The sequence below is a fragment of the Schaalia odontolytica genome (assembly GCF_031191545.1).
Classification (GTDB): Bacteria; Actinomycetota; Actinomycetes; order Actinomycetales; family Actinomycetaceae; genus Pauljensenia; species Pauljensenia odontolytica.
In genome coordinates this window covers 448,367-465,468 of the sequence record NZ_CP133472.1, presented here as the reverse complement: position 1 = coordinate 465,468, position 17,102 = coordinate 448,367, and the positions used below count along the sequence as shown (strand labels likewise).

The window sequence follows — 17,102 nt, the reverse complement described above, 5'->3', positions numbered from 1 at the left end:
CAATAGAAGCGATGGGAGTAGCCGTGTCTGAGACGAAACGGGTCATCGACCTGACGGTGCGCATGGCGCAGCGCTCGATCTCCTCGGAGTTCAAGGGCACCGCGCTCGGCCGCCTGTGGTCTTTCATCAACCCGATCGCGACGATCGCGGTCTACGCACTGATCTTCGGCGTCGTCTTCCGCGGCGAGGCAGACAAGGGCGTGAACTCGGGACTGTCCTCATTCGCGCTGTGGATCGGCGTGGGCGTCATCGCTTGGAACTTCATATCGAGTGGCATCTCGCGCGGCATGGACTCCCTCGTGGGTAACTCGGGCCTGCTCACGAAGGTCTATTTCCCGCGTCAGGTCCTCATTTACTCATCGGTCCTGGCCCTGGCCTACGACTTCGCTTTCGAGCTGGGCGTCATCATCGTGATCATGTGCATCGCCGGCGGCCCCGGCGTCCTGCTTATGATCCCGGCGGTCATCGCCATCACGGCGCTCGCGATGCTCTTCGTCATCGGCATGGGCCTGATCCTCTCGGTCGCGTCGGTCTACTTCCGCGACATTTCGCACCTGTGGCAGATCTTTAATCAGATCTGGATGTACGCCTCCGGCGTCGTCTTCTCCCTGTCGATGCTCAACAAGGTTCAGACCGATCTGGCCGCGAAGGGCTGGACGTGGGGAGACGAGCCACTCCCGATCGTCACGATCTTCCGCCTGAACCCCGCCGAGCTCCTTTTGGAGGCCTACCGCTCGACGCTGTACGGCTTTGCGATGCCGTCGTGGCAGGTGTGGCTCGGCTGTGCCGCATGGGCCTTCGGAGTCTTTGGCCTCGGCTCGCTGATCTTCCGCCGCTTCTCGGCACGAATCGTGGAGGAACTCTGATGACGAACGCGATTTCGGTGGACGGCGTGTCCAAGCGCTTCCGCATCTACAAGAACCGCAACCAGTCCCTCAAGGGTGCCTTCCTGCAGCGTTCTCGCGCGCAGTTTGAGGAGTTCTGGGCCCTCGACGACGTCTCCTTCGAGATCCCCCAGGGCAAGACCTTCGGCCTGCTTGGACACAACGGTTCGGGCAAGTCCACGCTCCTGAAGTGCATCGCGAAGATCCTCTCCCCGGACAGGGGCTCCATCTCCTCGACGGGCCGCATGGCCGCCATGCTCGAGGTCGGCTCCGGCTTCCACCCCGAGCTGTCGGGCCGCGAGAACATCTACCTCAACGGCGCGATTCTGGGCATGAGCAAGAAGGAGATCGACTCCAAGCTCGATGCGATCATCGACTTCTCCGGTGTTGAGCGTTTCATCGATCAGCCGGTGAAGAACTACTCCTCGGGCATGTACGTGCGCCTGGGCTTCTCTGTGTCCATCCACGTCGAACCGGACATTCTCCTCGTCGACGAGGTCCTGGCCGTGGGCGACATGGAATTCCAGAACAAGTGCATGGACAAGTTCGCCCAGCTCAAGGACCAGGGACGCACGGTCGTCGTCGTGTCCCACGGCCTCGAACAGATGCGCACATTCTGCGATCAAGCCGCCTGGCTGGACCACGGGACGCTCGTCGACGTGGGCGCGGCCGCAGAGGTCATCGACACCTACTCCGACGTGGCCCATCATGCTGTCGAGGTCGAGGGAGGCGGCACGCGCTTCGGCAGCGGCGAGGCCATGATCGAACGCATCGACCTGCTGTCCTCCTCGGGGAAGCCCACCTCGCTCGTCTACCCGGGTGATCCCGTGCGCCTGCGACTGCACTACCGTGCGAAGGAGCGTATCGAATCCCCGGTCTTCGGTGCCTCCATCGATACCCGCGAGGGTGTCTTCGTGTGGGGGCTGCACGGCATGGACGCCTGCTACGTGCCGACCTCGATCGAGCCGGGTACCGGCCACCTCGACATCGAGATCCCACGTCTGACCTTCAACCCGGGTGCCTACACGATCTCGGCGGCAATCCAGAATCACGACATGACGAGCGTCATCGATGCCCTGCAAAAGGCTCGCCGCTTTGACGTCCTGCCCGGCCCGGGCATGGAATCGGGTGGTCTAGTGAACCTGGGTGCCTCATTTACGGACCTGACTCCCGCGCGTCCGATGCGCGACGTTCCCAGGCGAGGTGCCGCCGACTACGAGCACCTCGCGCGCAAGCAGGCCCAGCAGGCCGACGCGCTCGAGAAGGACGACTGACGCGCCGACAGTGGCGCGGGGCCCAGCGGAGCACATACCGATGGGCCACGGGACTTGTCGTACGGCCGGTGGGCCAAACGCACCCGTCCATGGTGATGACTGTCATATACTTCTCGGAGAACTGTCTCCCAGCGACAAGGCACCGCCATGGCATTGACGTCCACGCTCGCCCGACGCGCGTACCCGTGCGCCCTGACCGCCGCCCTGTCCCTCGCGCTGATAGCCCTGCCCGCGCAGGTGCGCGCCGATGCCGGGGAACAAGGCGCGGCGCAATCCGGAGCCCTAAGCTCCGCAACGACCCAGTCCGCTTCGCTCACTACTCCGTCGTCCCCTCCCAGCCCCGAGGCCACGGACGCACCCGAACCCGCCGCCCCTAACGCGAGCAGCGAGAACCGGGCGGGTGGGGCCTCGTCGGTGTCGGACGAAGCTCCGACGATGGGTGCCTCGGATGAGATCGACAGTGGCGCATGGATGCGCGACTCGGTCGGCTGGTGGTGGCGCCGCTCCGACGGCAGCTACCCGTCCTCCCGGTGGGTGGAGATCGGCGGAAGTCGCTACTACTTCAACGCCAGCGGATACATGGCTACCGGCTGGCTGCGCAACTCCGGCAACTGGTTCTTCCTGGCTCCCTCCGGAGCGCTGACCGGCGGCTGGCTACGCGATGGGGGATCCTGGTACTATCTCGACCCCGCTACCGGCGTCATGCGCACGGGCAAGACGGGAGTGGATGGAACCTGGTACTACCTGGATGAGTCGGGTGCGATGCGCACCGGCTGGCAGCGCCTGGAAGACGGGTGGCACTTTTTCGCGGCATCCGGCGCGCAGATGGGCGGTTGGGTGCGCGACGGTGGAGAGTGGTACTACCTCGACCCCAATACGGGAATCATGCGAACCGCACCCCTGGAGCAGGGCGGCCGTCGCTACGAGTTCGACGCCTCGGGCGCGTGGCGCGGGTACGAGGCACCGGCGGAGTACCTCCAGCCTACCGACCACATCACGGGGCTCGCAGGAGCGACCAACACGCTCACGTGGGGCATGAACGGCACGAAGGTGCGCATTGCCCAGGTGCGCCTCGGCCTGTGGCACTCCAGCAAGCTCGCCTCGGTCGACGCCCCCTTCGTGGCCGCCGTCAAGAACTTCCAGCAGCGCATGGGCCTGCCCGTCACCGGAGTCGTCGACGAGGCGACCTGGGATGCGATGGACACCGGCTACCCGTGGACCGTCGACCAATACCAGGCGACGCCCCTGCCCCTGACGGCCAGGCGCAGCGAGCGTATCGAAGCCATGATCGGGTATGCGTGGAATCAAACGGGTTCGTCCTACACGTGGGGAGGGGCAGGCCCCTACGACCAAGGATTCGACTGTTCGGGTCTGGTTCTCCAGTCCCTGTACCGTGCCGGACTCGACCCCCAGCCCATCGATGTCATCAAGCACGCGTGGCCCTCCTATCGCACGTCCCAGGAGCTGTATGCCTACCCCTACTTCCAGCACGTTCCCCTCGGGCAGCGTCAGCGCGGTGACCTCATTTTCTACAAGACCGGTGGGGTTGTCACACACGTCGCCATCTACCTGGGCGATGACCTCATCGTCCACACCGACTGGATGGGACGCCCCGCCCGCATGCAGCACATCACCGCCGGATACGGGTGGGACCGCATGACCCCGGACGTCGTGCGGCCCCTGCCCTAAGGGTTGCGCGTCCCACGGCAGCGGGCCGGCCGCGGAAAGCTCCGCGACCGGCCCGATTCTCTCACTATATGGCGTGCAGCGATGCGATTAGCTGCGGCCCATCAGCCGCTTGGCGGCGCGCTTGGACTTGGAGGCGGCGCTCCTGACCGACCGCGCGAGCTGCGAGCCCGCGGCGAGCTCCTCGCGCAGGGACGCAACCTCTTGAGCAAGCTCGTGCACCTGCTGGTGCAGCGCCGTCATCGTGTTGAGCATGTCGACGTGCACGAGGTTGAGAGCCCCGTGGTAGCTGCTCTCCGTGCGGGTAATCTCCTCGCGCATGCGCCGGTAGTACTCGGCGCTGAGCAGCGCCTGCCCCAGGTGTGGGGAGGTCGGGTCCGTCGTGGCCAGCATCGCACGCAGGTAACGATCACGGATATGCAGGTTGTCCCACTTGTGCAGATACGCGTCCGTGACGATCGAGTTGCCCAGCGCGGCGTCCTTCGTGTCACGGTGATGCCAGTAGGCCAGGGGACCCTCGTCGATGAAGCCGACCGGGGAGTCGGCCAACAGCCGCAGGTTGAAGTCCCAGTCCGCCTGCGTCTGCAGGGAGCCGTCCCAGTGCCCCACGCGGTCCGCGACCTCGCGGCGGATGAGCTGCGAGATCGGCGGCGTGTAGTTCTCCACCAGCATGTCCACGAGTGACAGGCCATAGTTGTCGGTCGACAGGACCTCGCGCTCGATCTCCGTGCACGTCCCGTCGGCGCGCACGCGCTCACGCACTATCTCGCAGCGGGTGGCGACGCCCCCCGCGTCGGGATGCTTATCGAGGTAGGCGACCGTCTTGTTTAGAAAGTGCGGATGCCAGGAATCGTCATCATCGTGAACGGCATAGTAGGGATTGTGCGACGCCGCGAGACCCGACTCGAGCGCAGCCTCGCGGCCACTCGAGACCTCGTTTGTGACGACCGTGATCTTCGAGCGAACGGCGCTGTTCTGCTTGTCGACGACGGAACGGACCTGGTCCTCGTCCCCCGCATCGTTGACGATGACGACTTCGTAGTCGTCGAAGCTCTGAGACGCGATCGACGCCAGGGCGCGGGTGAGCATCGCCGGGCGGTTACGAGTGCGTACGACGACGGTGACTTGAGCGCTCATTCAGTACCTTCCTTAGTGGTCGAAATGGTCAGTTCGGATGCGTCCTGGAGGCGCGGGCGCAGCAGGTAGATCGCGCACGTCAGAGCACATGCGTACCCCAGTGACGCGATGATCCACAGGCCCATCGGGCTGAGCGGCATGTCAGCCCACCACCACTGGATGTCACCGTTCAGGTTACCCGGTGCGATCCATCCCAAGTGGCGGATCGGCAGTAGGCCGCGAACGTAGCGCGCGATCGTCGTGTGCATGGCGACCGCGTCGACGACGCTGAGGAAGAACACGACCATGACGACCTGGCCTCGGGCCAGCGAGGACTTCTTGATCGCGCAGGACAGCCAGATGAGCAGCCACGTGCCCAACAGCGGCAGGGCGTAGCGGGAGTGATAACCGCCGAGGTTTGGGAAAGTCGTCGGGGTCGCGATCAACAGGGGGATGCCTGCCATCGCGCCGAAGACCATGAAGGCGGCCAGGGCCTTGCGCAGGCTGATAGTGCGGGCACCGTAGAACAGGACGGCACCGAGGACGAGGAGCCCCAGGACCGTCGTGTAGCCCGGCAGGGGAGTATCACGCCAGCCCGGGCCGGAGTACAGGCCAACGAAGCCTGCGAAGTACTCGGGCAGGTAGCGGATGTTCATGATCGCGACCTCGATGCGCTCGTGCAGGGTCACCGAGGCATCGGACTGGGCGATTTGGCTGGACTGACCGGAGCCGAGCATGCACCACACGCCGATCGCGCTCAGGAGCGACGCGATGCCGATCTCGGGCAGGTGGCGGCGGCGCGCCGCCAGAATCAGGATGCCGAGCGACACCACGAACACGTAGAAGGCGGCGTCACCGCGCGACCCGAAGCACAGGAGGGACGCGAAGGCTGCGACGCCTAGGAGCGACCAGCGTCGCCACCCCTGGGCGTTCAGTGCACCGTAGAGTGCCGCGCCGTAGGAGAAGACGCCTGTGATCGCCCACGAGGAGGGGTTGTTCGAGGCGATGAAGTACAGGCCCATCGGCGTCCACGCGACGAGGGCTGCCAGCGCCGTTGAGCGGCGGACCTCTCGGCTGGACAGTGAGCAGACAGCTCCGATCAGGAGGGTCGCGATCGCAACGTTGATGGAACGCATGATCCATACGGAACGCTCAACGTTGTGCCGCGAGAACAGGTGATGGAATTGGTAGAAGCCGTAGGGGTACTGCCCGTCGTTGTACCGGTATGACGGGACTATCTTGTCGTCGGAATACTCTGTGATACACGCGTGCGATCGATTGGGGTTGAAGGCCTCGCACTGAGCGTGCGACGTGGATATGGGGACCATCACGTACAGGTCGCCGTCGATCGTGGTCGTCTCGCACGAGGACTCCACCGGCCTGGGACACCACGTCGACACGAGATGGTAGTCGTCGTCCGGGGAGGATCCGGGGGGAGAGGCGAAGACCCAGCCCGCGGCGACGGCGAGGACGCCCAGGACCAGGAGAATCAGCGCGAGAGGGCGCGCTGCGGAGGAAACGAAACGGGCGCGCAGGGGTGCCAGCTGATTCACAAGCGCACGTGCCATGGAGAAACCAATCTTTCCGGGACAAGTACGTCTAATCTACACGAGTCCCTCAGTGTCTTGATTCGGAGAGGAGAGGCCTTGATCGATCAGAAGACGATGGGCCAGTGAGGCATGCAGGTCGTCAGGGTGGAGTGGGCGTTGGTGGCCTCGGCCAGGGCCTGGGTGTAGGCGGGATTCACCTCGGGTTTCTCGCCGCGCTTGAGGGCGGCCTCGGCGGCCTCCTGATCGGCGAATTCGGGGATAGTGCCGGAGTCAAGGGCGGCGTTACGCTCAACGTAGACCGCGAGGGCGGCAAGGGCTTGCTTGGAGGTCTCGTCGGTTGCGGCCTGCAGGAGGCGTTCGGAGTAGTCGTTCTTGAAAGCGGCCGCGAAGGCCTCCCACGCGCGGTGGCGCTCCTCAGCAGTGGTCTCCTCGGAGCCCTTGGTAGCGACGTCCCTGTAGACCTGTCCCGTCTCGGAGCCGTTGAGGGCCTCGGTGAAAATCTCGTCCATTGCGGCGCATCCGGGAGAGGCTGCGTGCAGGGTCGGCATGGTCGAGCTCGATGGCTGGCCCGGGTCTCCTGGGGAAACGGAGACTGCGGGGGTTGACTGAGCGCTCTGCGTCTCATCGGTCGGGGAGCACGAGGCCGTGGCAAGCGCGCAGATAGCGACCAGGCCGAGGGCGGGGAGGAGACGAGTCACGAGGGGTCCGTTTCTGTTGGGGGATATCTCCAATCTATCAGCGAGATGCGGTGCCTCAGCGGACCTTCAGCCTGGTGAATAGTGACGTATCCGACGGGTAAGTGAAAGACACTGGCAGGGAATGCGTGAGAACTACGGCATAATAGGGGCAGGAATCGGGTGAGTAGCACCCTCGGACGCCCACGGGCGCGCAAAGGAGAAGACCTCATGAAGATCGTTGTGACCGGCGGAGCCGGCTTCATCGGCGCGAATTTCGTCCACACGCTGCTGGAGGACCACCCGGACGTCGACGTCGTCGTCCTGGACAAGTTTACCTACGCGGGCAACCGCGCTTCCCTGACCGACGTGCCCTCCGAGCTCGCCGCGCGCCTGACCGTCGTCGAGGGCGACATCGCCGACGCTGACCTCGTTGACGGCGTCGTTGCCGGCGCGGATGCGGTTGTGCACTTCGCTGCCGAGTCGCACAATGACAACTCCCTCCTCGACCCCTCGCCCTTCATCCAGACCAACCTGGTGGGCACCTTCACCCTTTTGGAGGCTGTGCGCCGCCACAAGGTCCGCTTCCACCACATCTCCACGGATGAGGTCTACGGCGACCTCGAGCTGGACGATCCCGCGAAGTTCACCCCTACTACGCCCTACAATCCCTCCTCGCCCTACTCCTCGTCCAAGGCGGGCTCGGACCTCCTGGTGCGCGCATGGGTGCGTTCCTTCGGCGTCGAGGCCACGATCTCGAACTGCTCGAACAATTACGGCCCCTACCAGCACATCGAGAAGTTCATCCCCCGCATGATCACGAACCGCCTGCGCGGCGTGCGCCCCCGCCTGTACGGCGATGGCTTGAACGTGCGCGACTGGATCCACGTGCGCGACCACAACACGGCCGTGTGGGACATCCTTATGAAGGGTCGCATCGGCGAGACCTACCTGATTGGCGCGGACGGCGAGACGAACAACCGCGACGTCGTCGCGATTCTCAACGAGCTGATGGGCTACGCGCCCGACGACTTCGATCACGTGACCGACCGTCCGGGCCACGACCTGCGATATGCGATCGACAACTCCAAGCTGGTCACCGAGCTCGGCTGGGAGCCCCAGTTCACGAACTTCCGTGACGGCCTGGCCGACACGATCGCCTGGTACACCGAGAACGAGGCGTGGTGGGCCCCCCTGAAGGAAGCCGTCGAGGCGAAGTACGCCGCCGAAGGGCACTGAATCCTTGGGCAACGTGACCCGAGACCAAGCACTCCCTCGTCCCCGCGTCACCGTTCTCATGGCCACCTATAACGGGATGGCCGAGGGCGGGGCGTGGCTCGACGCTCAGGTGGACTCCGTGCTCGCTCAGACGGGCGTGGAGGTCCACCTCGTCGTGTCCGACGACGCGTCGAGTGATGGCACGCGTGCGCACCTGGAGGCGCGCGCCGCTGGTGACCCTCGGATCACCGTTTTGCCCCAGCGTGACGGCACGCCCGGTGTGACGGGCAACTTCCTGCATCTGTTCACGACGCACACCCCCGACGGTTCCTTCGTTGCGTTCACCGACCAGGACGACGTGTGGCACGAGGATAAGCTGAGTTCTCAGCTGTCCCTCATGCAGGACGTGGGGGCCGATGTCGTGTCCTCGAACGTCACCTCCTTCCAGTCGCTACCCGGAGGGCGCGTGGGGGAGCGCCGGCTGATTCGCAAGTCGCAGCCGCAGCGGGCCTGGGACTTCCTCTTCGAGGCCGCGGGTCCCGGCTCCACCTATGTCTTTAGCCCGAAGGCCCACGAGGCGCTGGCGCGCGTGCTCCGTGACCTCGATTACAGCCACATCGGCGTACACGACTGGTACGTGTACGCGCTCGCTCGTTCGATCGGCCTGACGTGGGCGATCGGCGAAGAGCCGACCCTGGAGTACCGTCAGCACGGTGGCAACGTGCAGGGCGCGAACTCCGGTTCCGGCGCGCGCGATGCCCGCATGGCGAAGTTGCGCAATGGTTTCTACCGCAAGCAGTTCATTCTGATGTCCCGCACTGCTGCGCAGGTCGGAACTTTCGACGAGCGTCGTGCGCGCCAGCTGAAAGCCATTGTGCGCGAGCTTGAGGGACAGGGCCTCGCCTCGAGGCTTCGTTTCGCCCTGCGTTGGACGCAGATTCGCCGCGACCGTATGGAGGGTCTCAAACTCGCGGCTGCCCGCGTCCTGGGCGTGTGGTGAGCCCTACCGCCGATAGGTGAGAAGGCCCCCGTCTGCATCCTCCGTCGTGAGAATCTGCTCGAGCTCGTTTGGGGAGACGGCGTGTGGGTCGATGATGACCACCGAGCGTCCCTGCATCCACTGATCCAGTACCTGTCCCGCGCCCGTGCGGGGATCCCACACAAGCGCGACGCGCCGCCCCTGCGCCGGAGCGGAGGGGCGTGAGCCTGCCAGGGCCTCGTCGCGGGCTGCAGTCAGCAGCGGGGGCGTGTCGACGATGAGGGCATCCGGCTGCGTCGAGATTTCTGCGAGCCCGTCCATCGCTCCGTCCAGTGGCCCGTCCCACGCGAAGGATAGGTACTGCGCGGGCTGGGCGAGCACGTGCGCGCCTGACTCCAGTGCGTCGGATGCTTCGGCCCCGAGGTTGTTCGTCACGAAGAGGTCTCCGGGCAGGGGGCGTCGCGTGTCGAGTACTTCCCACCCCGTTGCCCGGGCTGCGATGTGCCAGAGGACGTCCTGCCAGGGCTGAAGAGTCGTGTAGATGCGAGTCGGTGTTGGTTCACCCGTGCCGAACAGATCGGTGGCGAGCTCGTTTGTCAGGTAGTTCGCGATCTTCGCTAGCCACCGGCTGACCACGGGTCCTCCCAGTTCAACTCGCTCCTGGCCGTACTGGGTGAGAGCTGGTCCTGACCAATCGTTAACCGCCGTGATAAAGTGGGTGAGCCTGGTCATATTTTCTGAGGACTTATTGTTCATGGTTTCAAGTATATCGAAGGTCACAGATCTTCCAAATACTTAGTAACTGTGAAGTCCTTGGAAGAGGGCACTGTTTTACCGCCGGGTCAAGTGCTACGGGAAAGGTCTCATTATCGCGAAACGGCTTGACTTTGGGCAATGACACGCGTGTAATTCTCGTATTGATCGATTCGTTATAAGGAGCTCCCGCAATGTGGAACATCTTCGGTGACGGACCCCTCGAGTGGTCCGAGGATGCCGACGCGGCGCAGTACGCCCGCATTGACGGCCCCCTTGCGTGGCAGCAGCACGCCCTGTGTGCGCAGACGGATCCCGAGGCGTTCTTCCCTGAAAAGGGTGGCTCCACACGCGAGGCCAAGGCTGTTTGTCAGGCCTGCCAGGTTCGCGAGGACTGCCTCGAATACGCGCTGGCTAACGACGAGCGCTTTGGTATCTGGGGCGGTATGTCCGAGCGCGAGAGGCGGCGCCTGCGCCGTATGGCCGGTTGAGCCCGACACAGCGCTCCGTCGGCGCGGTCCTCGTCACAAGGGGAGAAACGCCGCTCACCCAGTCCGTTTTGCGGGCCATCGAAGAACAATCGGTGGCCCCGCATTCGTTGACCATCATCGACGTCGCAGGACGTCACGTCACTCCCTTCCCGGCCGATCGAGTTCCCCGGGGCGCCGAACTCGTGCGCGTCGGTCGCGCTCGTAACCTGGGCGACGCCATCAAACGCGCACGTGCCCAGGAAGCCGCTTTCTCCTCGGAGCAGTGGTGGTGGATCCTGCACGATGACAGCGCCCCCGAGCCCGAGTGTCTCGGCGAACTGATCCGGGCCGCCACCGTCGGAAAGACCGTCGGTGCCGTCGGTGTCAAGCAGATCAGCTGGGATGGAACGCGCCTCCTCGAACTGGGTATCTTCGCAACGGCGAGCGCCCGACGCCTCGAGCGCGTCGGTGACGACGATATCGACCAGGGGCAGTACGACGGCACGAGTGACGTTCTCGGCGTCGGAACCGCGGGCCTGTTCATCAGCGCCGAGGCCTATGAGGCCGTCGGAGGATTCGACACCGCACTCGGCCCCTTCGGAGACGGACTTGATCTGGGGCGCAGGCTTCACTTGGCAGGGTACCGAGTCATCGTGGCGCCCAAGGCCCGCGTGCGTCATGCGCGCGTCTCCCTGTACTCCGGCCTTGCGGCTGCTGACGACACCGAGCACTATGAGCCGACGGGTGACGTCTCGGACGGCCTTGCCGACGGCGACGCTGCGACCGACGGATCTTTCCGTAAGCGGCGCTACGCCCAGATGTACAACTGGTGCAAGGCCGCTCCATCCGTCCTTCTTCCCCTCCTGGCCCTGTGGCTCCTCGTGTGGAGCCCCGCCCGCGCCCTGGGACGTGTCCTCACGGGACGGACATCGTTGGCGATTCCCGAGCTCGGCGCACTCCTCTCTCTCATCGGCGCAACCCCACGCCTCCTCGCCGGTCGTGCCCGAGCCGCGCGGTCCCGGACCGTTCCTCGCTCCGCTCTGCGTGCCCTCGAGACGGCTCCCGCCTCGCTGCGCAAGGAGCCGGCGAGGGTTGACGAAGACGAGCACGGGGAACGCATTGACCCCCTCATCGTTGCCTCGATGCGGCGCTACCGTCTCCGTTCCGCCTCGGTCGGCCTCGTCCTCGCCCTCGTGACGTCGCTGATCGCCGCGGCTCAGTGGTGGGGGACCTCCGCCGGCCTCGTTGGTGGAGCGTGGGTGTCGATGCCCGCTACCTGGACCGAGCTGTGGACTGCGGCGTGGTCCGCATGGGTGCCCGGCGGTGACGGATATGCGGGTGGTGCCGACCCCCTGGCGATTCTGCTGGCGCTCCTGAGTGCACCGTTCGCACCCTTGGGAATCACCCCCGGAGCGTGTGCCACCTTCCTGCTGGTGGCTTCCAGCCCGCTTGCAGCCATGGCCGCGTGGATCCCGAGCCGTGCCCTCAGCGCCTCGCTGCGCCTGCGTTTCCTCGTATCGCTCGCGTGGGCCTTCGCGCCCGCACTTGCGCTCAGTGGGACGCACGGTGTCCTCGCGGGGACCCTCGCCCATATCGCGTTGCCCGTCTTCGCCGCATTCTGCGCGGGAGCTCCCCGACCTCTGCTCGTCGCAGGCGCTTCCGGCATCGAGTCTGCGCCCCTGCAGCCCCGAGGCGTCAACGCGGGATGCGCCGCGCTCGCGCTCGTTGTCTTGTCGTGCTGCGCCCCGTGGACGATGCCCGTCGGTGGCATCGCTCTTGCGCGGCGCTCCCGCCGCCGGCTCATCGTCGCCCTGCCGGCGCTGACGCTCCTCCTGCCCACCTACGGCTCCATCGTTGCCCACCCCGCCGCATGGCCCGCGCTGGCTTCTACGAGCGGCGGCGTTCACGCCTACACCCGTGCGCCCTCGTGGATGGCGTTGCTCGGCATGCCTGCCGCCCCCTCGAGCACCCTCGAGGCCATCGCTCTCGGCGTCGTTGGTGGCGGTGCCCTCGTCCTGGCGACCGTTGCTCTCCTCCGCTCGCGTTCGCATCCCGTTATCGTTGCCTATGCCTGCGCCCTCATCGTCTCCGCGATTGCGTGGGGTGCTTCGCACATCGGTGTCGGCATCGCCGGTGCCCAGGTGGCCTCCGCGTGGGCGTCACCAGCCCTGTCCCTTGCCTTCGGGCTCCTGGTCATCCTCTCGACGCGCGTGAACGCCGTGGCAACTTCCAGGGCAGACGACGACCTCCTGGCATGGGACGCCTCCAGGTCCTTCGTGTTGCGAGCCTCGGGTGGCCTCGTCGCCGTTGCGCTCCTCGGGGCCGCGTCCACCGTCAGCGTCTCCGCCTTCGCCTCTCGCTCCGACGCCGACGAGGTCCCGACCTTCACGATGTCGCAGCGCGAGACGGTGTCTGCTCTCTCGTCGCCCATTGCTTCCGCCGTCGCCTCCCAAGCGCAGCGCTCGCCTCGCGCCGGTCGTATCCTCGTTCTCGAAGGAGATCCCGTCAACGACACCGTCAACGCGTTGCTGTGGCGAGGCAACGGCCCCTCGCTGACGACTTCGGCCCCCGCCATTCACGCCCTCAACCTCGCCCAGGCGCGCTCCGGTGCCGCCACGGGCACCCTGGAAGACCCGGCCACTGCCTCGCTCGCGCAGGCCGCCTATACCCTTGTCGTCTACCCCGACGACGGGACCGTACAGACGCTCGCCGCGCACGACGTCGACACGATCCTCGTACCCCTCGGTGCGAGCGGTTCCGCGGCCCTCACATCCGGACTCGACCGTGCCGACGGGCTCGAAAAGGTCGGCGACACGAACTCCGGTACCGTCTGGCGCGTGCGCCCCGGCGGCCTCCCGCCGGCACGCGTTCGCGTCGAATCCCCCAACGGCATCGCGACCCCGGTTGGATCGTCTCAGCTGCGCGTCGACGGGGACGTGCAGGCCTCCGGCACCCTCGTCCTTGCCGAGCGCGCAGACTCCGGATGGCATGCGTGGGTTGACGGGGTCGCACTGACTCCCGTTGCTTCCGGCGACGGCTGGTCCCAGGCCTTTGACATGCCCACCTCGGGGCACCTGACCGTCACCTACGACGCGTGGTGGGTCATTCCGTGGCGGATCGCCGCGGGCGCATGTCTGATCGTTGCCTGTGCCAGCGCACTATCCGCGTGGAGGAAGAGATGACAAAGCCTCGCATCAGTCCCCTGACGACGCTTGCGGGCGCGGGGATCGCCGTGGCTGTTATGGCTGGCGGATCCATGTGGCTTGGCGCGTCGCCAAGCACGGTTGACGGGACGGCGCAGAGTGCCCACCCGTCGCAGGTGCGCCTCGCATGCCCCGCGGGAATCATCGACCCCTTCGAGACGACCAACGTTGCGCCCGGAACTGCCTGGACCTCGCTGACATCGGCCCCGACCAGCCCGGCACCCGCATCCGTAACGGGCAACGGCGGCACCATCCCCACTGCCCTGACCCTCGTCGGCCAGGGGGGAGGCGAACTCGCCGGTCTCAGCGCCGTCGGATGCGCGGTGCCGCGCACCTCCCAGTGGATCGCGACCGGAGCGACGATCTCCGGTGCCGACATGGCCCTCATGCTGTCCAACCCCGGCCCCACGGCCTCGGTTGTGAGCATCGACGGCTACGGCGCTTCCGGGCCCCTCAACGCCGCATCGCGCCAGGTCACAGTCCCCGCGACCTCCTCCGTGTCGGTTCTTCTTGCGGGATGGTTCCCCGACGAGAACGCCCTCGCAGTGCATGTGCGCGCTGACGGGGGAGGGGTTGCCGCCTGGGTGCAAGCCTCGCTCATGAACGGCGAGGTGCCCCAGGGCGCTACGCTCGCCTCCGCGGTCGTGCCCGCCACCTCGCAGACGATCCTCGGTATCGACCCCAAGGGCACCTCTCTCCTGCGTATGGTCTCTCCCTCGGGCGAGGCACACGTGAGTGTATCTGTCGCCGACTCGACCGGCGTGCACCCGCTCCCCGGCGGCCAGGCGACCGTCGCCGAGGGAACCACCCTCGACATGCCTCTGGACGGCGCATCGAGCGACTCCTTGCCAATCGCGCTGATCGTCACCTCCGATCGGGAGGTCGTCGCCCAGACGACAACGATCACGCTGGGGGCTCCGTGGGTTCAGCGTGCCAGCGCGTGGATCATGCGGTCCAACGCAAGCCCGGCGACGGCCCTCACCGACGCCACGATCCCGGGGGCCAGCCAGCTGAGCGCGATGACCACCTCCGTGCTCTCGTCGACCCCCATTCGAGCGACATCGCTCGCCACCGACTCCGGGGTGAACGCCGCGTCGGCGAGCCTCCTGCTGTATGCGCCCGCTGATGCTGCCGCGGCCGCAGGTCAGGAGGACGCTGCTCAATCGGCTCAGCCTGGGCCAACCGCGACCCCCGACATCTGGGCCTCGCCCTCGCCCGGTACCTCCCAGTCCGGTACCTCCCAAGAAGGGCAGTCGAGCGGAACCTTAGCCTCGACCCCGGGCGCCGTCGCTGTGCGCGTGGGCGGGCGAACGATCTACGTCGCCCCGGGCGTCCCGACCCTGGTGAGCCTCCCCGATTCCGCGAGCCAGATCAGCGCAGACACTCCCATTCAGGCTGCCCTGGTCATCTCGGCCGACACGGCGGTGGGGCGCATGAGCACCACCTGGAACGTCGGCACCGAAGGCATCAGTGCCGTCACCGGCTCCATCCGCACGGTCAACTAACGGCTGATTCAGCGCATCGCGTCGTCGATCTCGTCCGGCGGGAGTGCCAGGACATGACTGATCCTCTCGACGAGGACCCTTCGCGTCATCAGCGCGACCTCCTCGGGTGCGCACCGCAGGGTGATCGGCAGTCGGTACACCACGATTCGATCCCGTAGCCCTCTGCGCCGATCGGCGGGGAAAATGCGTGCGACAACGACGCTGTGTGACTCCCACGGAGCCGGATCGGAGGGCGGAACGTCCTCGACGGCAAACTCGATCGTGGACACCTGAGACCACTGGCGAATGAGCTCGGAGACGAGCTCACTCACCATCAGATCGAAGTCCTCTCGTCGTGTCCTCCAAGCCGGCGTTCCCGGGAAAAAGAGGGGACCACGAGGACCGCGACCGTGGCGGTTGCGGCTCGAGATGTGGCGGCGCGTGGGAAACACCTCCTCAGGGTAGGCGCATGATGCGCTGGAGTGGGCCATACGGGCACAGAGTGTCGTACTCTTAGGGACGTGATTGCCCAACGCCACTGCTCGAAGCCCGGCTGTTCGACGGCCGCCGTCGCCACCCTGACCTACGACTACCGCGACTCGACGGTCGTCGTCGGCCCCCTTGCGACCGTTGCCGACCCTAATTCGTACGACCTGTGTGAGGAACACGCACAGAATCTGACTGCGCCGCTGGGATGGCAGGTCGTTCGTCTGGCGACAAATTTTGAGCCGGCACCACCCTCCGGTGACGACCTGGCGGCTCTCGTTGATGCCGTCCGCCGTGTCGCCCAGGAAGCGCAGGGCGAGCCAGCTCCGGCACCCGCATCGCGTCGGCCCCAGGTGGGGCCTTTCGGTGCCGCTCGCTCCGTTGGAACCCCCGATACCTCCAGCCCCTTGGACCCGTCGAGCCCGTACGCGCGCAGGCGCGCGCAATTCACGGTGGTTGACGGTTCTGAGAAGAGCGACGAGGACTAGAAACTACAGCCCGAAGCGCGCCTGAGTCGCCTCGTGGAACCTCGCCTTGCCGCGTTCTCGGCGCTCACGTTCACGCTCCCACTCGCGATCACGGCGAGCGACGAGAATGGCCGCAATCACGATCTCCGGGTGCAGTCCCGGCGGCAGGGGCGTCTGAACGCGCTTGATGAGTCGATCGGCGAGAGATAGGGCGACCTCCCCGCGTAGCTTTGGAGCAATGGAGCGGTTCGCTCCCAGGAAGGCTCGTGCCTCGGCGGCGAGGGAGTCGTCGAGGGGCAGAATCGTCGCCGTGCGTCCCCACTCTTCGAGCCCCGGGGGCATCACCAGGGGAGGATAGAAGACAGAAGCCCCCTGCGAACACACCATCGTGCCCGCCGCGAGATCGCCCAGGCGCTTGCCCTTCTTGTTGACGAGTTCGGTGATAAATGCGAGTCCGCCCGACACCATCCAGTTCTCCAGGATTCCCACGCCGACGCGTACAGCGCTGTGCCTGGCGGTGATTGCGCCTCCGTCGTCGCGCACGACTCGCAGGTTCATGGCCCATTTGCCCAGGGATCGACCTCCTGTGGACACCTCGACGATGAAGGGGATGAAGAACATGATTGATGAGATGAGGCCGACGGTGAATACGCGCATGAGCGACTCAGAAGTAACCGACAACGTGCGTGAGGCAGAGAGAATAATGAGGAAGCCTGCCCCGAGGTAGGTGATCCCATCCATGATTGCGGCGGCGAAACGTTCGGGAGGGGAGGCCGGAGACATGTCGAGGGAGACGGCCTCACCCGTACGGACGTAGTCGTCTTGAATGACGCGTGATTGACTGCGTTGCGCGCTCAT

At 65.9% G+C, this 17,102-nt stretch carries 15 protein-coding genes; 9 read left to right on the top strand and 6 right to left on the bottom strand.

Annotation, left to right across the window (positions count from 1 at the left end; genetic code table 11):
* Positions 1 to 23: 23 nt before the first annotated feature.
* The 3 genes from RDV55_RS02035 (at position 24) to RDV55_RS02025 (ending at position 3,847) form a co-directional block, all read left to right on the top strand.
* Positions 24 to 866, top strand: coding sequence for an ABC transporter permease (locus RDV55_RS02035; RefSeq protein WP_111822775.1), 843 nt, complete (start codon positions 24 to 26; stop codon positions 864 to 866).
* Complete coding sequence (locus tag RDV55_RS02030) at positions 866 to 2,158, top strand: ABC transporter ATP-binding protein (protein WP_111822776.1); 1,293 nt, start codon at positions 866 to 868, stop codon at positions 2,156 to 2,158. Before RDV55_RS02035 ends, RDV55_RS02030 begins: the two co-directional genes overlap by 1 nt.
* Before the next feature lie 147 nt (positions 2,159 to 2,305).
* On the top strand, positions 2,306 to 3,847 hold the full coding sequence (locus tag RDV55_RS02025; protein WP_111822777.1) for an NlpC/P60 family protein: 1,542 nt from the start codon (positions 2,306 to 2,308) through the stop codon (positions 3,845 to 3,847).
* A gap of 87 nt (positions 3,848 to 3,934) precedes the next feature.
* On the opposite strand, the gene RDV55_RS02020 is transcribed toward RDV55_RS02025, so the two are convergent.
* The 3 genes from RDV55_RS02020 to RDV55_RS02010 form a co-directional block, all read right to left on the bottom strand.
* Complete coding sequence (locus RDV55_RS02020) at positions 3,935 to 4,981, bottom strand: glycosyltransferase family 2 protein (protein WP_111822778.1); 1,047 nt, start codon at positions 4,979 to 4,981, stop codon at positions 3,935 to 3,937.
* Complete coding sequence (locus RDV55_RS02015) at positions 4,978 to 6,528, bottom strand: DUF2142 domain-containing protein (RefSeq protein WP_111822779.1); 1,551 nt, start codon at positions 6,526 to 6,528, stop codon at positions 4,978 to 4,980. The genes RDV55_RS02020 and RDV55_RS02015 overlap by 4 nt, the downstream gene beginning before the upstream one ends.
* Before the next feature lie 86 nt (positions 6,529 to 6,614).
* Positions 6,615 to 7,208, bottom strand: a complete 594-nt coding sequence (locus RDV55_RS02010) for a hypothetical protein (protein WP_111822780.1) — start codon at positions 7,206 to 7,208, stop codon at positions 6,615 to 6,617.
* Positions 7,209 to 7,415: 207 nt separating this feature from the next.
* On the opposite strand from RDV55_RS02010, the gene rfbB reads away from it, so the two are divergent.
* Positions 7,416 to 8,423, top strand: a complete 1,008-nt coding sequence (gene rfbB, locus RDV55_RS02005; protein WP_111822781.1) for a dTDP-glucose 4,6-dehydratase — start codon at positions 7,416 to 7,418, stop codon at positions 8,421 to 8,423.
* A gap of 4 nt (positions 8,424 to 8,427) precedes the next feature.
* Positions 8,428 to 9,402, top strand: coding sequence for a glycosyltransferase (locus RDV55_RS02000; RefSeq protein ID WP_111822782.1), 975 nt, complete (start codon positions 8,428 to 8,430; stop codon positions 9,400 to 9,402).
* Between the two features lie 3 nt (positions 9,403 to 9,405).
* On the opposite strand, the gene RDV55_RS01995 is transcribed toward RDV55_RS02000, so the two are convergent.
* Positions 9,406 to 10,017, bottom strand: coding sequence for a hypothetical protein (locus RDV55_RS01995; protein ID WP_111823113.1), 612 nt, complete (start codon positions 10,015 to 10,017; stop codon positions 9,406 to 9,408).
* A gap of 311 nt (positions 10,018 to 10,328) precedes the next feature.
* Between RDV55_RS01995 and RDV55_RS01990 the strand changes: the two genes are divergently transcribed.
* From RDV55_RS01990 to RDV55_RS01980, 3 genes are read left to right on the top strand one after another with little or no spacing between them, the layout of a single operon-like run.
* Positions 10,329 to 10,625, top strand: coding sequence for a WhiB family transcriptional regulator (locus RDV55_RS01990; RefSeq protein WP_009054857.1), 297 nt, complete (start codon positions 10,329 to 10,331; stop codon positions 10,623 to 10,625).
* Entirely contained in the window at positions 10,622 to 13,786 is a 3,165-nt protein-coding gene (locus RDV55_RS01985; RefSeq protein WP_111822783.1) for a glycosyltransferase family 2 protein, read from the top strand. The genes RDV55_RS01990 and RDV55_RS01985 overlap by 4 nt, the downstream gene beginning before the upstream one ends.
* Complete coding sequence (locus tag RDV55_RS01980; RefSeq protein ID WP_111822784.1) at positions 13,783 to 15,312, top strand: DUF5719 family protein; 1,530 nt, start codon at positions 13,783 to 13,785, stop codon at positions 15,310 to 15,312. The genes RDV55_RS01985 and RDV55_RS01980 overlap by 4 nt, the downstream gene beginning before the upstream one ends.
* Before the next feature lie 8 nt (positions 15,313 to 15,320).
* On the opposite strand, the gene RDV55_RS01975 is transcribed toward RDV55_RS01980, so the two are convergent.
* Positions 15,321 to 15,626, bottom strand: a complete 306-nt coding sequence (locus tag RDV55_RS01975; protein ID WP_111822785.1) for a metallopeptidase family protein — start codon at positions 15,624 to 15,626, stop codon at positions 15,321 to 15,323.
* A 186-nt stretch (positions 15,627 to 15,812) separates the two neighbouring features.
* On the opposite strand from RDV55_RS01975, the gene RDV55_RS01970 reads away from it, so the two are divergent.
* The gene (locus tag RDV55_RS01970) at positions 15,813 to 16,265 is read left to right on the top strand and encodes a DUF3499 domain-containing protein (RefSeq protein WP_111822786.1); all 453 of its coding nucleotides are present in this window, start codon (positions 15,813 to 15,815) and stop codon (positions 16,263 to 16,265) included.
* Between the two features lie 3 nt (positions 16,266 to 16,268).
* Here the strand turns inward: RDV55_RS01970 and RDV55_RS01965 are convergent, their stop codons facing one another.
* Positions 16,269 to 17,102, bottom strand: a complete 834-nt coding sequence (locus tag RDV55_RS01965) for an RDD family protein (RefSeq protein ID WP_165835820.1) — start codon at positions 17,100 to 17,102, stop codon at positions 16,269 to 16,271.